13 protein-coding genes are annotated in these 15369 nt (G+C 71.2%); 5 read left to right on the top strand and 8 right to left on the bottom strand.

Annotated elements, in window-relative coordinates; genetic code table 11:
- Window positions 1-536 precede the first annotated feature (536 nt).
- Window positions 537-2891, top strand: coding sequence for a tetratricopeptide repeat protein (locus MXD60_RS26920; protein WP_248822496.1), 2355 nt, complete (start codon window positions 537-539; stop codon window positions 2889-2891).
- A 22-nt stretch (window positions 2892-2913) separates the two neighbouring features.
- Here MXD60_RS26920 and MXD60_RS26915 read toward each other — a convergent pair whose 3' ends face one another.
- Together MXD60_RS26915 and MXD60_RS26910 are read right to left on the bottom strand one after the other, a co-directional pair.
- Window positions 2914-4014 carry a M14 family metallopeptidase gene (locus MXD60_RS26915; RefSeq protein WP_248822495.1) on the bottom strand — a complete coding sequence of 367 codons (1101 nt, stop codon included), beginning with the start codon at window positions 4012-4014 and terminating at the stop codon, window positions 2914-2916.
- A gap of 52 nt (window positions 4015-4066) precedes the next feature.
- Window positions 4067-5326, bottom strand: coding sequence for an MFS transporter (locus MXD60_RS26910; protein ID WP_248822494.1), 1260 nt, complete (start codon window positions 5324-5326; stop codon window positions 4067-4069).
- Window positions 5327-6041: 715 nt separating this feature from the next.
- On the opposite strand from MXD60_RS26910, the gene MXD60_RS26905 reads away from it, so the two are divergent.
- Window positions 6042-6731 (top strand): DUF1707 SHOCT-like domain-containing protein, encoded by a 690-nt coding sequence (locus MXD60_RS26905; RefSeq protein WP_248822493.1) that lies wholly within the window; start codon window positions 6042-6044, stop codon window positions 6729-6731.
- Window positions 6731-7564, top strand: a complete 834-nt coding sequence (locus MXD60_RS26900) for a PhzF family protein (RefSeq protein ID WP_248822492.1) — start codon at window positions 6731-6733, stop codon at window positions 7562-7564. Before MXD60_RS26905 ends, MXD60_RS26900 begins: the two co-directional genes overlap by 1 nt.
- A gap of 12 nt (window positions 7565-7576) precedes the next feature.
- On the opposite strand, the gene MXD60_RS26895 is transcribed toward MXD60_RS26900, so the two are convergent.
- The 5 genes from MXD60_RS26895 to MXD60_RS29585 all read right to left on the bottom strand — a co-directional run bounded on the left by MXD60_RS26895 (window position 7577) and on the right by MXD60_RS29585 (window position 10974).
- On the bottom strand, window positions 7577-7990 hold the full coding sequence (locus tag MXD60_RS26895; RefSeq protein WP_248822491.1) for a cold-shock protein: 414 nt from the start codon (window positions 7988-7990) through the stop codon (window positions 7577-7579).
- Window positions 7991-8874: 884 nt separating this feature from the next.
- Complete coding sequence (locus MXD60_RS26890) at window positions 8875-9108, bottom strand: hypothetical protein (protein WP_248822490.1); 234 nt, start codon at window positions 9106-9108, stop codon at window positions 8875-8877.
- 194 nt (window positions 9109-9302) lie between these two features.
- A complete protein-coding gene (locus MXD60_RS26885) occupies window positions 9303-10070 on the bottom strand; it encodes an amino acid ABC transporter ATP-binding protein (protein WP_248822489.1) in 768 nt (255 codons plus the stop codon).
- A complete protein-coding gene (locus MXD60_RS26880; RefSeq protein WP_248822488.1) occupies window positions 10067-10852 on the bottom strand; it encodes an amino acid ABC transporter permease in 786 nt (261 codons plus the stop codon). The genes MXD60_RS26885 and MXD60_RS26880 overlap by 4 nt, the downstream gene beginning before the upstream one ends.
- Entirely contained in the window at window positions 10849-10974 is a 126-nt protein-coding gene (locus MXD60_RS29585; protein ID WP_308222624.1) for a hypothetical protein, read from the bottom strand. Before MXD60_RS29585 ends, MXD60_RS26880 begins: the two co-directional genes overlap by 4 nt.
- 240 nt (window positions 10975-11214) lie before the next feature.
- Between MXD60_RS29585 and MXD60_RS26875 the strand changes: the two genes are divergently transcribed.
- Complete coding sequence (locus tag MXD60_RS26875) at window positions 11215-12063, top strand: peptidylprolyl isomerase (protein WP_248822487.1); 849 nt, start codon at window positions 11215-11217, stop codon at window positions 12061-12063.
- Between the two features lie 171 nt (window positions 12064-12234).
- Here MXD60_RS26875 and MXD60_RS26870 read toward each other — a convergent pair whose 3' ends face one another.
- On the bottom strand, window positions 12235-14025 hold the full coding sequence (locus MXD60_RS26870; protein ID WP_248822486.1) for a DEAD/DEAH box helicase: 1791 nt from the start codon (window positions 14023-14025) through the stop codon (window positions 12235-12237).
- A gap of 168 nt (window positions 14026-14193) precedes the next feature.
- On the opposite strand from MXD60_RS26870, the gene MXD60_RS26865 reads away from it, so the two are divergent.
- A partial coding sequence (locus MXD60_RS26865) for a helix-turn-helix domain-containing protein (RefSeq protein WP_248822485.1) occupies window positions 14194-15369 on the top strand: 1176 nt, incomplete at its 3' end.

Raw genomic sequence — 15369 nt, 5'->3', positions numbered from 1 at the left:
GACCGGAAAGGGATCGGGTGTTGGCGTGTCGGGATGGACGAACACCCCTCCTCCTTAACCGAGTGGCATTGCGCCATAGCGACTACACCGCTTGTCTGGCTGTTGGATAGTCCAGGCGCAGGTGAGGCGGTTGGTGCATCACTTCAGGCCGCAGTTGGCTTCATCACGCTCGGCTGGAGTCTGTTACAGAACACTGGGCATTCAACTCAGGATCGCGTGACGGGGACCGGTGATGCTCATGCCGCCGACGGAGGCAGAGCCGTCAGCGGCATTCGGCGGCCCCCAGGCCGAGGCCAGCGGCAGGTGACCGCGCGTCGAACCGGAAGTGCGACTGCCACCGGGGCGGACAGCCAGGCCGTGAGCGGAGTCGATTACAGCTGACCGATCCGCCGTCGTGGCGTGGCCGCGGAGGAGGGCGAGGGGCAGTGGCCTGGAGGAAGCGTAGGCAGGCCGACCGAGGTCAACCCGGCCACCCGGACACGCCAGCACGGACCAGAGTCTCACGCACCGGAGACGCGATCGCCGCGCACGGCGGTGTGGCGATCAGTGGCCACGTCGAGCAGCTCAATATTTCAACCTTCGAAATCGCCGTGGCGCCCGGCCTGGAGAGACCCACGCTGCCTCGCCAGATTGGCGGGATCCCAGCACGAGCCATGGTCTTCCAGCACCGCGATGAGATGGACCATCTTCGGGCGGCGGTTGATGATGGCGGCACCGCCGTACTGTCGCAGGTCCTCACCGGTATGGGCGGAGTGGGCAAGACTCAGCTAGCCGCCGAATACGCACGCACCGCCTGGGCAAGCGGCTCTCTAGACCTTCTTATATGGATAACCGCTAGCGATAGATCCTCTATTATTTCGGAATACGCACGGGCCGGTGCAGCACTATGTCATGCCAATCCTGAATTTCCGGAGGAAGCTGCCCAGGCATTCTTGGCGTGGTTGCAGCCCAGGCAGGGATCGCACACGATCCGATGGCTTGTCGTCCTGGATGACATCTCCAGCCCGGCAGACATTCGCGGCCTATGGCCACCCACCTGCCCGGACGGCCGGACTATGTTGACCACCCGCCGCCGCGACGCGGCCCTTACAGGCCGTGGCCACCTGGTGGAGGTTGGTCTCTTTCGGGAGAAGGAAGCGGTCGAGTACCTGACCCAGTTCCTGGCCCAGCACCGGCGGCGGGAACCAACGACCGAACTTGTCGCACTCGCAGCCGCGCTGGGTTTCCTTCCTCTCGCACTTTCCCAGGCCGCAGCATACATCGTCGACACCGATCTGGACTGCCTATCCTATCGTCGCCTGCTGGCCCAGCGGACCTCAAGGCTTCTACATCTCTTGCCAGACACCGAATCGCTGCCCGACGACCAGCAGATCCCAGTCGCCACAACCTGGTCGCTATCCCTGGAACGCGCCGAGGCGCTGGCCCCGGCAGCCCTAGCTCGGCCACTGCTACAAGTCGCGGCGATGCTCGACCCCAACGGCGTTCCGGGGGCCGTTCTTACGAGCAAGCCGATACTCGCCTATCTGGCCACCTATCGCATCAGACTTTTCAGCCCCTACTCGGAATCGCTACGAGTGAGCGCACCCGAGGTCATTCGGGCACTCCGTGTCCTGTATCGCCTAAGTCTTGTAGACCACAATTCGAATGATCCGCTCCAGACAGTACGCGTGCATCAACTCGTTCAGCGCACAGCCCGGGACGAAATGAATCCTCACCAATTCGACCGGTGTGGCAGGGTGGTGGCCGATGCCCTGGCCGCCGCCTGGCCGGCGTCTGAGATCGATGCTGCACTCGGACGAGTCATGCGGATCAATACTCTCGCGCTTATGCGTTGCGCCGAGAGTGCGATGTTCGGCTCCCATGCGCATCCGCTTCTCTTCCTCGCAGGCACAAGCTTTGGCCGCAGCGGGCAGGTGACTGCAGCTCGGAGCTACTACAAACAACTCTCAGGTACGTCCGCGCGCCAACTCGGGAAAGGCCATCCCGACACATTGGCCCTCAGGCACGATCTGGCCCGATGGCAAGGCGAGTCCGGGGACGCCATTGGAGCTGTTGCCGCTTTCAAGGAGTTATTGACTGAGATGCTACGGACACTTGGTCCGATGCATCCTAATGTGATCAGTGCACGGCACAGCCTCGCGCGGTGGCGTGGGGATGCGGGGGACGCTGCCGCAGCTCTGATGGAATTCACCGCACTACTCGACCTACAACTGCAGCAAGCCGCCAGTAGCTCGCCCGCGCATCTTCCGGTGCGGCACCGTCTCGCCTACTGGCGAGGGGACGTCTCCGCTCTCGTTGACCCCGCGCCCGAGCCAGAATATCCCCCTGGCCCGGACGACATGGATCTCCTGGCCACCCGGCACAGTATCGCCTACTGGCGTGGGAGGGCCGGAGACTCCGCCGGGGCGGCGAAGGCCTTCGCGGATCTTCTTGTCGACAGGTTACGGATCCTTGGGCCCGACCACCCCGATACGCTCGCGAACCGGCACAGCCTGGCCTACTGGCGAGGCGAGTCAGGAGACCCCGCTGGAGCCGCCACCGCGACTGCGCAACTGCTGGCCGATCGGATACGCGTCCTGGGTTCCGACCATCCTGACACCCTAACCAGCCGGCACAGCCTCGCCAGGTGGAGAGGCGACGCTGGTGACGCCGCAGGTGCCGCGGCTGCATTCACAGAGTTACTGGCCGACAGACTGCGGGTACTTGGCGCGGATCATCCGGACACTCTCGCCAGCCGGCACAGCCTTGCCGAATGGCGGGGCAGATCAGGTGATGTCGCCGGAGCAGTCGCGGGGTTCACCGATCTCGTCGACGACCGGACGCGGGTGCTTGGCCCGAAGCATCCGCACACGCTCGCCGCGCGGAAGGCCCTCACCGCATGGCAGACCTGAATCGGAAAGGCGAGTTTTCCACTCACTCACGGCAACCCGCCTGGCGTCCGTAGGCGGCCTCCGCTCGCACGCCGGCCGCCGCCTGGCCGATCACCGTCATTCCCCGGTCGAGGACGTCGGTGCGCCACTGCTCGTCCGGCGGGTCGAACGCCTCGCGCATCAGGTCGCCGATGCGCGCGCGCAGTGACCCGTCCACCGGGTCCCGCTGCTGCCACAGCCAGTTGTCCGCCTGCAGGGCGCGCAGCACGGTCAGGCCGTCCTGCGTGCCGAACTCGCAGGTGATGGCGGTGATCTCGGCGTCGCCGAGTTCCGTGACCACCGCGCGGGCCGAGTTGCCGCCGATCGGGGTGGAGCTGGAGGTGCCCTCGTCGGAGTCGGTCAGCGCCGCGCCGTACCAGTCCCTGGCCCGCTGCGGTGCCCGCGCGTCCAGTCCACCACGGAAGATCGGTTCGGCGGCGGCGCGCTCGCCGAGGCCGGTGTGCAGGTCGATGTAGGCGACCCGCTCGTAGCCGGTCAGGTAGGCGCGGATGATGGCGTGCCAGGTGCGGTTCGACCAGCAGGGCTCCGCCCCGCCGTAGAACAGGCCGTCGGGATGGGTGTACTGGCCGCCGGTGATGCTCTGCTGCACCGCGCGCAGCCCGAGGCGGTCGGCCGCCGCGAACAGCCCGGTGTCGGCGTCGGCGTGCGCGGGGCCGTCCCAGTCGGCGGGCAGCAGGAAGGGATGCAACGCGCTGTAGCCGCGATCGCCCGGGGGCTCGTCGTGGTCGATGAAGTTCCGGTTGATGTCGATGTTGTCCTCGTTGACCCGGCGGCGGTACGAGAAACCGAACGGGTTGAGGGCGTGCACCAGCACCACGGGCAGGTCCGCCGGCCAGGCCGCTTCGTGCAGGGCGCGCAGCTGGCAGGCCGAGCCGGCGAAGCCCTCCGTGCCGTGCGTGCCGCTGACGAGGACCAGCGCGGCCCGTCCGCTGCTCGCGCCGAGCCGGGCCACGTCGGTACTCAGCGCCTCGCCCCGCGCGCCGCCGGCGGTGTCGAGGGGGAACGACTCGAGGTGCGCGCCGCGTTCCCCGGCGGCGGCCAGGAACCGCTGCCGTGCCTCGCCGTAGCTCGCCGAAAAATACATCCGTCCCCCTCGACCCGTCGTCTCGCCGCTTTACCGCTTCACCGTTCGCCGCTTATCCCTCGCCGCCGACCGTGGCCGCCGCGCCCGGCGCCGTGGCCACGGCCACGGGCTCCCGCCGAGGTCGGAGCTGACCGAGCACCAGCACCACACTCGTGATCGCGATCAGCAGCACGAACAGCCCCCGGTAGGCGTAGGCGTGCACCACCGCGCCCGCGACCAGCGGGAAGGCGAGGATCGCGACCTCGAACAACAGCCCCGCCATCGGCAGCATCCGGACCCGCTCCGCCGGCCCGGCGAGGTTCACCGCGCGGGCCTGGAACGCCGGCAGGCCCAGCCCGTAGGTGCAGCCCAGCAGCAGCGACGCCAGGCAGTACAGCACCACGTTCGAACCGACGAACACGAACGCCACCGACGCCGCCGTCATGCCGACAGTGGTCACGGCGACGACCCGGTCGGAGGCGCTGTCCGAGAGCATCCGAGCAAGCCCGAGCCGCACCGAGATGACGGCGATCGTGTACGTCACGTAGAAGACGTCGAAGTCGAGGTGCCGGCTGTCCGCGAAGGTGGTCTGGAAACTGTTCATCGTGGTGAACACGCACGCGCTGAGCAGCACCATCGTGAGCGGCACGACACTCGGGGAACGCAGCACGGCCCGCCCGCCGCGCGGCGGCCCGGCCGCCTCGCCGGCCGGCGTCTCGCGGCTCGCCCCGCTCGCCCCGCTCGCCCCGCTCGCCCCGCTCGCCCCGCTCGCTGCCGGGACCGGTGGCAGCCGGCGCAACTGGGTGGCCAGGGGCACGACGAGCAGCCCGGCGGCCAGGGCCAGCCCGGCGCCGACGAGGAAGACCTGCTGGTAGGACAGGCCCGCGTCACGCAGCGCGTTGCCGAGCACCGGCCCGATGCCGAACCCCGCCTGGATCGTCCCGGTCGCGTAGCCGATCACCGTGGCCCGGTCACGGTCGAAGACCAGGTCCGACGCGATCATGGGAGCCGCCGTGTACGTCACCGCCCAGGCCGTGCCCAGCACGACCGCTGCGATCACGAGGACGGCGCCGCGGGAGTGCACGCTCGCGGCCAGCGCGGCGGCGGCGGCGTAGACCGCGCAGGCCCCCCCGACCAGCAGGTGCGGCGGCACCGTCCGCGGGAACCGCAGCAGCAACGCCAGGGCGATGGCGGTCGGCACCGCGGCCGACGCGCACAGCGCACCGTAGGTCGCCTCGCTGCCGCCGAGCGACTTCACGAACGGACCGAGCAGGAGCAGCACACCAAATGCCGATGACGCCAACAGCACAACCGTCAGCAACAGCCACAGCACCGCACGACCGCCGGGAGCGTGCAATCGGTCAGCGACCTCGGATGAGGTGGCCGAGCCCCCAGATTGTCCGCGTTCGATGACCGCACCCCCGGAAATTGACGGCGATCTGCATCTGCGGAACTAACAGAAGAATTTCGCCGTATCTACGGGGGAAAAGTAGCACAGGCGCCGAAGTCTCGGTACGTGAACACCCTCGCCCGTGACCCGCGCCGCCCGCGCGGGCGGCGGCCCCCCCCCCCCCCCCGGGCCCCCCCCGCCCCCCCCCCGGGGGGGGGGGGGGGGGGGGCCCCCCCCCCCGCCCCCCCGGGGGGGCCCCCCCCCCCCCCCCCCCCCCCCCCCCGCCGCCGGGGGGGGCGGCGACGCCAGCCCCGGACGGGTCCCGCGTCGCCGTCCGCACGGTGTGGGGGAGGTGGATGCGGACCCAGCGATCCCGGGCGAGAAAGCCGTGCTTGTATCCATCAGGCCACGTCCATCCGCGGGGTACGCCGGGAATCAGGGCGCCGTCGAGCTGGTACAGCGCCCCGCCCCCGGCCGGCCGGCCGAACCAGGATGCGATCGGCCCGCCATGGACGGCGAACGGCCGCAGCACCCGGTAACTCGTGGTGGTTGCAGCCAGGCGCGGGCGTGCCGAGCCCGCGTCCGGCATTGCCGGGGGCGGGCGCGATCCGCGGCCTGTCCTTCCCGATTCGTCCCTGTGCTGGCTACGCTCTGGGACATGACCGCCGCGAACCCCGATCCCACGCCACCGCCGGCGCTTCGGGTCTCCGATTCGGAACGGGAGGAGGTCGCCCGCGTCCTGCGCGAGGCTCTCGCGGAGGGCCGGCTGACCTTCGCGGAGTTCGACGGGCGGGTCGGCGCCGCCTACGCCGCCCGGACCCGGGACGACTTCGCTCCGCTGACCGCCGACCTGCCGGTCCAGCCCGCGCTGAGCCCGGCGACGGGCGAGGTGGTTGCTGCGGCAGCCGGGGCGCCCGCGGCCGTCACCGCCGCCGGCCCGGCCCGGCCGGTGCGGGCCGAAGTCGACTCGACCGTCGCGGTACTCAGCGGCCACGAGCGCAAAGGCCGTTGGCGCCCGAGCCGACACACCCGGGCCGTCGCCGTCCTGGGCGGTTGCGTGCTGGACCTGCGGGAGATCGCGTTTCCCACCGAGCCAATCACGATCACCGCGGTGGCGGTGCTGGGCGGAATCGAGATCATCGTTCCCGAGGGTGTCGACGTCGAGGTGACCGGAACGTCGGTCCTCGGCGGCCGGACGGTCCGGATCGCCGCTGTGCCGCAGCGGCCCACGACCCCCGTGGTACGCGTCCGGGCGGTCGCGGTGCTGGGCGGGATCGACGTGCGCAGCGAGCCGCCCCCCGGGGCCCACCCGGCGGTGGAGTCGAAGAATCAGCCCAAGAAGCTCTGATGGCCACCCGGGCGTTTCGCCAGGTCGACGTGTTCAGCACGGTCCCGTACGGCGGCAATCCCGTCGCCGTCGTCCTGGACGCCGACGGCCTCGACGACGTCGCGATGCAGGCCTTCGCCCGCTGGACCAACCTCTCGGAGACCACATTCGTCCTGCCACCGACGACCACCGAGGCCGACTACCGGGTCCGCATCTTCACGCCGACCGCCGAGCTGCCCTTCGCCGGTCATCCCACGCTCGGCACCTGTCATGCCTGGTCCGAGCATCACGAGCCCGCCGTCCGACCGGGGCGGGTCGTCCAGCAGTGCGCGGCGGGCCTGGTGCCGGTGCGGCGGACAGCGGACGGGCTCGCGTTCGCGGCACCCGCGCTGCGCCGCCAGGGACCGGTCGAACACGCGCTGCTCGTCCGGATCGCCGCGATGCTGGGCATCACGCCCTCCGACATCGTCGCCGCCGAGCACGCGGACAACGGTCCGGGGTGGGTGGCCGTCCTGCTCGCCAGCGCCGACGCCGTCCTGGCCCTGCGACCGGCATCGGTTGACCTCGACCTCGGCGTGGTCGGGCCGTACCCGCCCGGCTCGGAAACCGCCTTCGAGGTCCGGGCGTTCATGCCCATGGGCGCGACGACGGTGGAGGACCCCGTGACCGGAAGCCTGAACGCATCGGTGGCGCAGTGGCTGCTGCGCACCGGACGAGCCCGCGCGCCCTACGTCGCGAGCCAGGGCACCGTGCTGCGTCGCGCGGGACGGGTGCACATCAGCACCGACGAGGACGGGACGGTCTGGGTGGGCGGCGCGACCGTCACCCGCCTGCGCGGCAGCGCCGATCTGTAGGGAACGCCCCACTCAGTTCTCCACCCAGCCATACCGCTCCGCTATCCGGATGAGTTCACTTCTGATCCGGATGATCTGCGGACCCGTGAGCGCGGGTTCGATCCGCAGCAACGTCTCCGTCACCTCCTGGGTCAGCTCTCCGACGGGAAGCACATCACACAGCCCGTCGGTGTCATCCGCGCCCGAACTCGTCCGCACGGACACTGGCGGCGAGGGCGGCGCAGCACTGACGATTCGAGCCGAGCTTGCTTTCAGTCCGCGCTCGCCCTCCTCAACCTTGAACTCCATGAGGGCCCCGGGAACGACCAGATGCTTTTCGACGAGAAGGTCGTTGGCATGAAGAAAAATGTCGTCGCCACCGTCGCTGGGCGCGATGAAGCCGTAGCCCCGCACCTGATCGAACCGGAGAACCTTACCTGTACTCACGACTCACCTCAACAACACAAGAAAAGAGCACCATCGCTGCCGCGGCGCCAGGCCGACCAAACACCACCGGGCGGACCTGGACCCATGGCGCCGATCATACCCGCCGCGACGCACGTCGTAGACGGATCATCGGTCGGGCCGGGACGGTCGGCCTAAACACCCGCGGACGAGCCTGACGCACCCGCAACACCGACGGGTTCATCGCCGACACGGCTACCGAACTCCGCCCTTTCACAACAACTTCTTCAAGAGCATCCCGACAGCCACCCGAATTCGAACCGGTGTTCGACATCCGCATTCGCTCGGGCTATCCTCGGGACGTCGTCGCACACCGCCACTCCCCCAGCCGTTTCCCGCGAACAGCAAGAACGAGTCGATGTGTAGCCGTCCGCACCACCCGGTGTGGTGCGGGCGAATGACGATTGGGTGCCCCTGATCCGGTACCGGAGGCGATCTTTCTATGTCTGTTCACCTGCCATCCCCGCTCACCCGGCCCGCGACGCGGCCGGCGCGGGCGCCCTCCCACCGCGGCGAGAGATCGCTCGGCGTCACTCCGCACGTGATGTTCGACGGGCTCGGCCGGCGGCGCGCCGTGGCCGCAGCCCGGCAGCGGGCCCCGGCTGGCAGCGACCGGCAGCCCCACGGGCGCGAGGCAGCGCTCGGGGTCGTGTGCGAGAGGAGATCGTCGACACTGCGGACGGGCCGCGGCGCGATCGGCGAGGCGAGGAGTCGGCGGCGCAGTCACGCCCTACTCCGGGCACTCGTACGACGTTTTCCGATGAGGAACGTCGGTTATACGCAAGAATCCGAAGGGAATTCGAGGACCGCCAGTCCCGACGGCCGTCGTCGGGCGGAAGGACGCCGTTGTCCGTCCACCTCGGCGGTCAGGCCGCCGCAGGTGCGGCCGGCGCGGCCATCCAGCTCAGGTCCGCCGCTGTCACAACCAGCCGCCGGGCGACGTCCTCAGGCGCCAGGCCGGAATCCAGCGCCTCGCGCAGTGCTATCCCGCGGACCGTGCGTAGCTCGAGCCGGCGCGGATGATCTGCCCACATCAGGGAGTCGGCCAGCGCAGCCCGCTCGACCGGGTCGGACACCTTCACCACATCTTCATAGGTCATCACGGGCAATCATGGTTACGGCAACGCGGACGTTACGCAACATTCGAGTGGCGATTTTTCGGCCAGGGCCCTCGACCCGCCGGGGAACCATGGCCACTTCCTGTCCACTCGTTGCCCCGCGAGGGCTAGTCGCCGCGCCCGGTCGACGAGGGCGGCGGCCCTCGCGCTCGCCCACCAGCACCCGCTGGTCCGGTTCAGCGGCCAGAGCCGCGGGTCTGTCGGGCGCCGGCGAGCAGCCGTCGGGTGCGCGCCTGCCGAGGGTCGCCGAACACCCGCTCGGGCGCACCCCGCTCGATCACCGCGCCGTCGTCGAGAACCAGCACCTCGTCGGCGAGCTCCCGGGCGAAGGCCATCTCGTGCGTGGCCAGCACCATCGGCATGCCCTCCCGTTTGAGCTCGCCGACCAGGTCGAGCACCTCACCGGCGAGTTCCGGGTCAAGTGCCGAGGTGATCTCGTCCAACAGCAGCAGCGACGGCTCGGTTGCCAGCGCCCGCACGATCGCCAGCCGCTGCTGCTGCCCCCCGGAGAGGCGATCGGGGTACACGTCCAGCTTGTCCGCGAGCCCGATCCGGTCCAGCAGCGCCCGAGCGCGCTCGCGAGCGGCCTCGCGCGGCATCCGGTGGACGAGAACAGGCGCCAGCATGACGTTCTTCAGCACCGTGAGGTGCGGAAACAGGTTGTAGGACTGGAACACCACACCGATCCTTCGGCGTACCCGGTCGACGTTGACCCGCGGGTCGGTGATCTCCTCACCGGCCAGCAGGATCTCCCCGTCGTCGACCGTCTCCAGGAGGTTCAGGCAGCGCAGCAGCGTCGACTTGCCCGACCCACTGCCGCCGACGAGCACCACCGCCTGCCCGGCCCGCACGTCGAAGCCGACGCCGCGCAGCACGACGGCGTCCCCGTAGAGCTTCACCAGGCCCCGCACGCTCAGTACCGGCGGATCGGTGGCGGTCGTCACGGCCCACCTCCCGCACGACGGTCGCCGCGGCGCCGGGCCGCGCGAACCGCGAGGTGGTCGGTGACCCGGGTGAGCGGCACGGTGATCGCAAGAAACATCAGGCCGGCGAGCACGTACGGCGAGTAGTTGAAATGCGCCGAGGTGGCGATCTGGGCCGCGCGAACCGCGTCCACGACACCGAGCACGGAGACCAGGCTCGAGTCCTTCTGCAGGCTGATCGCGTCGTTGAGCAGCGCCGGCGCCACCCGCCGGACTGCCTGCGGCAGCACGACCCGACGCATCGTCTGGGCGTGGGACAGCCCGAGGGAGCGCGCCGCGGCGACCTGGCTCGGATGGACGGACTCGATGCCCGCCCGGAAGACCTCGGCCACGTAGGCGGTGTAGGTGAGCACCAGTGCGGCCCCGCCGAGTACCCGCGGGTCCGACGGGAAGCCGCGCAGGCGCAGCGCCGGCACGCCGAAGCCGACAAGATAGACAACGAGGATCACCGGCAGCCCGCGGAACAGGTCGGTGTAGACCGCCGCCAGCAGTCTCACCGGCAGGAACACCGGGCCGGCGAGGGTCCGCAGCAGTGCCACCAGCAGGCCGAGGGCACCGGCCGCGAGCCCGCAGGCGGCGAACAGCTCAAGATTGACGGCCATGCCGTGACGGGCCGCCGGCCAGGCGGCGGCGATCTCCGTGCCGGAGAAGAACCGCTGTCGAACCCGCGGCCAGCCGGAGGTGTGGGTCACGCCTACCACCACCGCAACGGCCACCACCGCGGTGCTGGCCGCAGCGATCACGCCCGATCGCCGCCGGGCCCCCCCCCCCCCCCCCGGGCGGGGCCCCCCCGGGGGGGCCCCGCCCCCCCCCCCCCCCCCCCCCCCCCGGCGCCGCCCCCCCCCCCCACGCCGAGGACAGCCACGCGGCCGTCCGGTCCCGGCGGGGTCCGTCGCACAGTTGACGCACAGCATGACGCGGCATGCTGCTCGCAGACCGTACCGTCCCCGGTGGGCGGCGCCATGGCGTTTACCGTGGCGGCGGCGGGCACCGGGCCGTGCCCCTTCCCGATGCGCCAGCGGTTACGGTGCACGGAGATGCAGGCGACGACTGTTCAGCTGACGACTGTTCAGGTGTTCAGGTGACGACGAGGAGACCGGCGACGGTGGCCACCAGTTCGAAGGAGCGACGCCAGCGCGAGCTGGCCGAGGCCCGCGCGGCGCGACAGTCCCAGCGACGGGTGCAGGCTCGGCGGCGGCGCCAGCAACGCCTGGGCATCGTGGCCGCCTTCGTGGTGGTCGTGGTCGCGGCGTCGTCGATCGCCGCGATCCTGCTCACCAGCAAGGATCACGACGACCCGACCACCGCGGCCGCGGCCGACCCGAGCGCGTCGGCGGCGCCGGCCGCCGCCACGAGCAAGGTCGGCTCGTGCGTGTACACGGCCAACGGCGAGGAGGCATCCCGGGGTGCGACCCTGCCGAAGGCGGCCGCCACCGTCGACAGGTCCCCCGCCACCATGGTGATCAACACCAGCGCCGGGACGATGACGGCGAGCCTCGACGCGAGCAGGGCGCCGTGCACCGTGCACGCCCTGCGGACGCTGGCCGACGCGAAGTACTACGACGACACCACCTGCCACCGCCAGACCGGCGGCGCGCAGGCCGGCATCTCGGTGCTGCAGTGCGGCGACCCGACGGGCACCGGCAGCGGCAGCCCCGGCTACGGCTACGCCAACGAGAACACCGAGAGCGTCACCTACGACCGCGGCGTGCTCGCGATGGCGCACAGCTCCGCCCCGAACAGCAACGGCAGCCAGTTCTTCATCAACTACGCCAACCCGACGCAGCAGGGCGCGGCAGCGCTGGCCGGCGGCTACACCGTCTTCGGAAAGATCACCAAGGGGCTGGACGTGCTCGACAAGCTGACCAGGCCCGGCGTCGAGGGTGGCGGCTCGGACGGCGCCCCCGCCAGCAAGGCGAAGATCCTCTCCGTCACCATCACCCAGGGCGGCTGAGCCCGCGGCGCCACCCGGGCATCCGTTCGCCCGCCCGGGTGGCGCCGCTCAGCCACGCAACCCCGTCGCAGGAAGTAGCGATCAAGGGGCCGGGGGAGGCTCGGGAGCCCTGTTCCCACGCGTGGGAGACGGGATCGGCCGGCTACCGAAACCGCCAGGATCGACGGGGGCCTAGCCGCCCCAGCGGCGGATCACGTCGATGCGGGCCTGCAGTTGCGCCGCGGTGGCCTGGCCGCTCGGCGGGCCTCCGCAGGAGCGCCGCAGCTCGGCGTGGATCATCCCGTGCGGCTTGCCGGTGCGGTGGAAGTGTGCGCCGACCAGCCGGTTCAGTTCGCGCCGCAGCTCCGCGATGACCTCGTGCCTGGGACGCGGCTCGTCCGCCTCCCGGGCGGCGGGCACAGCGGCGGCGGCCGGCGGCGCGGCGGCCGCAGCCCGGGTGCTTTCGCGGCGCGCGGCTGCCTGCCGGTCGGCCTCCCGCTGCCGCAGCAGCGACGCGACCTGGTCGGGCTCGAGCAGGCCGGGCAGGCCCAGAAAATCCTCCTCCTCGACGGAGCCCGACGCCGCGGGGGCGCCGAACTCGCCGCCGTCGAAGATCACCCGGTCGAGCTCGGCGGAGGAGCCGAGCGCGGTGAACAGCGTGTCGGGCTGGTCGGGAACGTCGCGGCGGCGGTTGGCCTCGCGCAGCGCGTCGTCGTCGAAGGCGTCGGGATCCTTCGGCTGCTTCTCCAGCGCGTGGTCGCGCTGGACCTCCATCTCCCCGGCGAGCGCCAGCAGCGTCGGCACGCTCGGAAGGAAGACCGAGGCGGTCTCCCCGCGGCCACGGCCACGCACGAAGCGCCCGACCGCCTGGGCGAAGTACAGCGGGGTCGAGGCGGAGGTGGCGTACACGCCGACCGCGAGGCGCGGCACGTCCACGCCTTCACTGACCATCCGCACCGCGACCATCCACCGGTCCGACGAGCGCCGGAAGGACTCGATCTTCGCCGAGGCGGTCGGGTCGTCGGACAGGACGATCACCGGCGAGATCCCGCTGATCCGGGCCAGCAGGCCCGCGTAGGCCCGGGCGGAGGTGTGGTCGGAGGCGATGACCAGGCCGCCCGCGTCCGGGATGCCACCCGCGCGCACCTGGGAGAGCCGCGTGTCCGCGGCGGCGAGGACCGCCGGCATCCAGTTCCCGCCCGGGTCGAGCGCCGTGCGCCAGGCGGCGGCGGTCTGCTCGCCGTTGAGCGGCTCGCCAAGCCGGGCGGTGAGCTCCGCGCCCGCGCTCGTCCGCCAGGACATCTCCCCCGAGTAGGCCAGGAAGAGCACCGGGCGCACGACGCCCTCGCGCAGCGCGTCGGCGTAGCCGTAGGAGGAGTCGGCGACGCTGCGCAGGACACCGTCGGGCCCGGGCAGGTAGGTGACGAACGGAATGGGGCTCACGTCCGAGCGGAACGGGGTCCCGGTCAGGGCGAGGCGACGGGTCGCCGGGGTGAACGCCTCGCGGATCGCCTCGCCCCACGACAGCGCGTCCCCCGCGTGGTGGACCTCGTCGAGCACGATCAGGGTGCGCCGGGCGGTGGTCCGCGCCCGGTGCAGCGCCGGGTGGGCGGCGACCTGCGCGTAGGTCACCGCGACGCCGGTGTAGTCGGACGAGGTCGCGCCGGCCGCGTTGCGGAAGTCCGGGTCGAGGTCGATCCCGACCGCGGCGGCGGCCGTCGCCCACTGCCGCTTGAGGTGCTCCGTGGGCGCGACGACCGTGATCCGGCTGATCTCACCGGTGGCCAGCAGGTCGGCGGCGACCTGCAGGGCGAAGGTCGTCTTGCCGGCGCCCGGGGTCGCCACCGCGAGGAAGTCCCGCGCGCCCGACGATGACCGGGAGCGGTAGATCTCCAGCGCGGCACGCTGCCACGCGCGCAGCGGCCGGGCGGGCTGGCCGGATCCGGGCGGGCTGGGATGTCGGTCGAGGGGTCCGGCTCTCACGCACTCACCATAGAAGGCGGCGCCGGACTTGGGCGCACGGACCGGGCGCGCGCCACGCGGACCACATCCTTCCCGGAACTGGTCCGCAAGGGACCACACAGAGTATGACCAACTTATCTCACTGAGGGTTAAGCTCCAGGAGTCAACCGATTGACTTCGGAGGCCCCGATGCAGCTCACGACCGGACCTTCGGCAGCTTCCCGGGCACCCGCGGCCTCCGGAGCCCCCACCGACGAGGTACCACGATCGGGCCGCGGGCCGGCCGCGCGCACCCCCAACGCGCGGCTGCGGCTGAGCCGCGAGGAACGCGGCTGGTCCCAGGAACGGCTCGCCACCGAGATCCGCCGCTTCTCGGTCATCCACGAGGGCCGCGAGGCCGGGGTGACCGGCAACATGATCTGCAAGTGGGAGAAGGGCGACAAGAAACCCAGTCTCCGCTATCAGCGGCTGCTGCGCGCCCTATTCGGTCGGTCCTCGGTCGAACTCGGATTCGTGGACGACGACGCGCTGCCGACAGCCAGCGCGGTAATGCGGGCGGAATTCGGCCGAGGTGTCAGCCCGGCAGGTCCGGCCGGCTCTCGGCCGGCGCCGAACGAGGTGCCCGGTGCCGCGATGGTCCTGCACCCCGAGGCCGACGTGATCGACACCCACGGCATTCCCGTGGAGCGACGAGACGTGCTGCGCTTACTCGCCGCGGCGGGTGGTGTGGCGGTGGTTCCGATGGGTGCCGCCACGGACACCCAGCCCTGGGAGCGGCTGTCCGCCGCGCTGCGTCGGCGCGTCAGCGTCACCCCGGAGCTGGTCGAGGAGCTCAGCCAGCGCACAGCGGGGCTGTACGGGCTCGAGGAGCGCGTACCCGCCCGCATCCTGATGCAGCGGGTCACCGAGCATCTCGGACGGATCAGCCAGGTGCTCGAGTCCGCCGGGCGCTCACCGGTGCGCCGGGCGTTGACCTCCACCGCCGGGGAGACCGCGGCGCTGGCCGGCTGGCTGTCCTTCGACATGAACGACCTGCCGGCGACGACGGCCTACTACCGGGTGGCGATCGAGGCCGCCCGGGACGCCGACGACCACGGCCTGTGGGCCTGCGTGCTCGGCTACGAGAGTTACCAGACGGCCAGCCAGGGTCGCCATGACCAGGCCTGCGCACTGCTGGGCGAGGCGCAGCGGCGCGCCGCGAGCGGCAGCACGGCGATGACCAGGGCGTGGCTGTCGGCCCGCGAGGCCGAGGAGCAGGCGGCCCGGGGGGGGGGGGGGGGGGGGCGCCCCCCGATCCGGTCACGGCCCAGGGTGGGCATGGGGGAGGACGGCCCCGCCAACCCTGAAGGGAGTCGGACGACGTCG

It is taken from the genome of Frankia sp. AgB32 (assembly GCF_023243045.1).
Taxonomy (GTDB): Bacteria; Actinomycetota; Actinomycetes; order Frankiales; family Frankiaceae; genus Frankia.
Note: the sequence above shows the minus strand (reverse complement) of the source record. Positions and strands in the feature narration are given on the sequence as shown.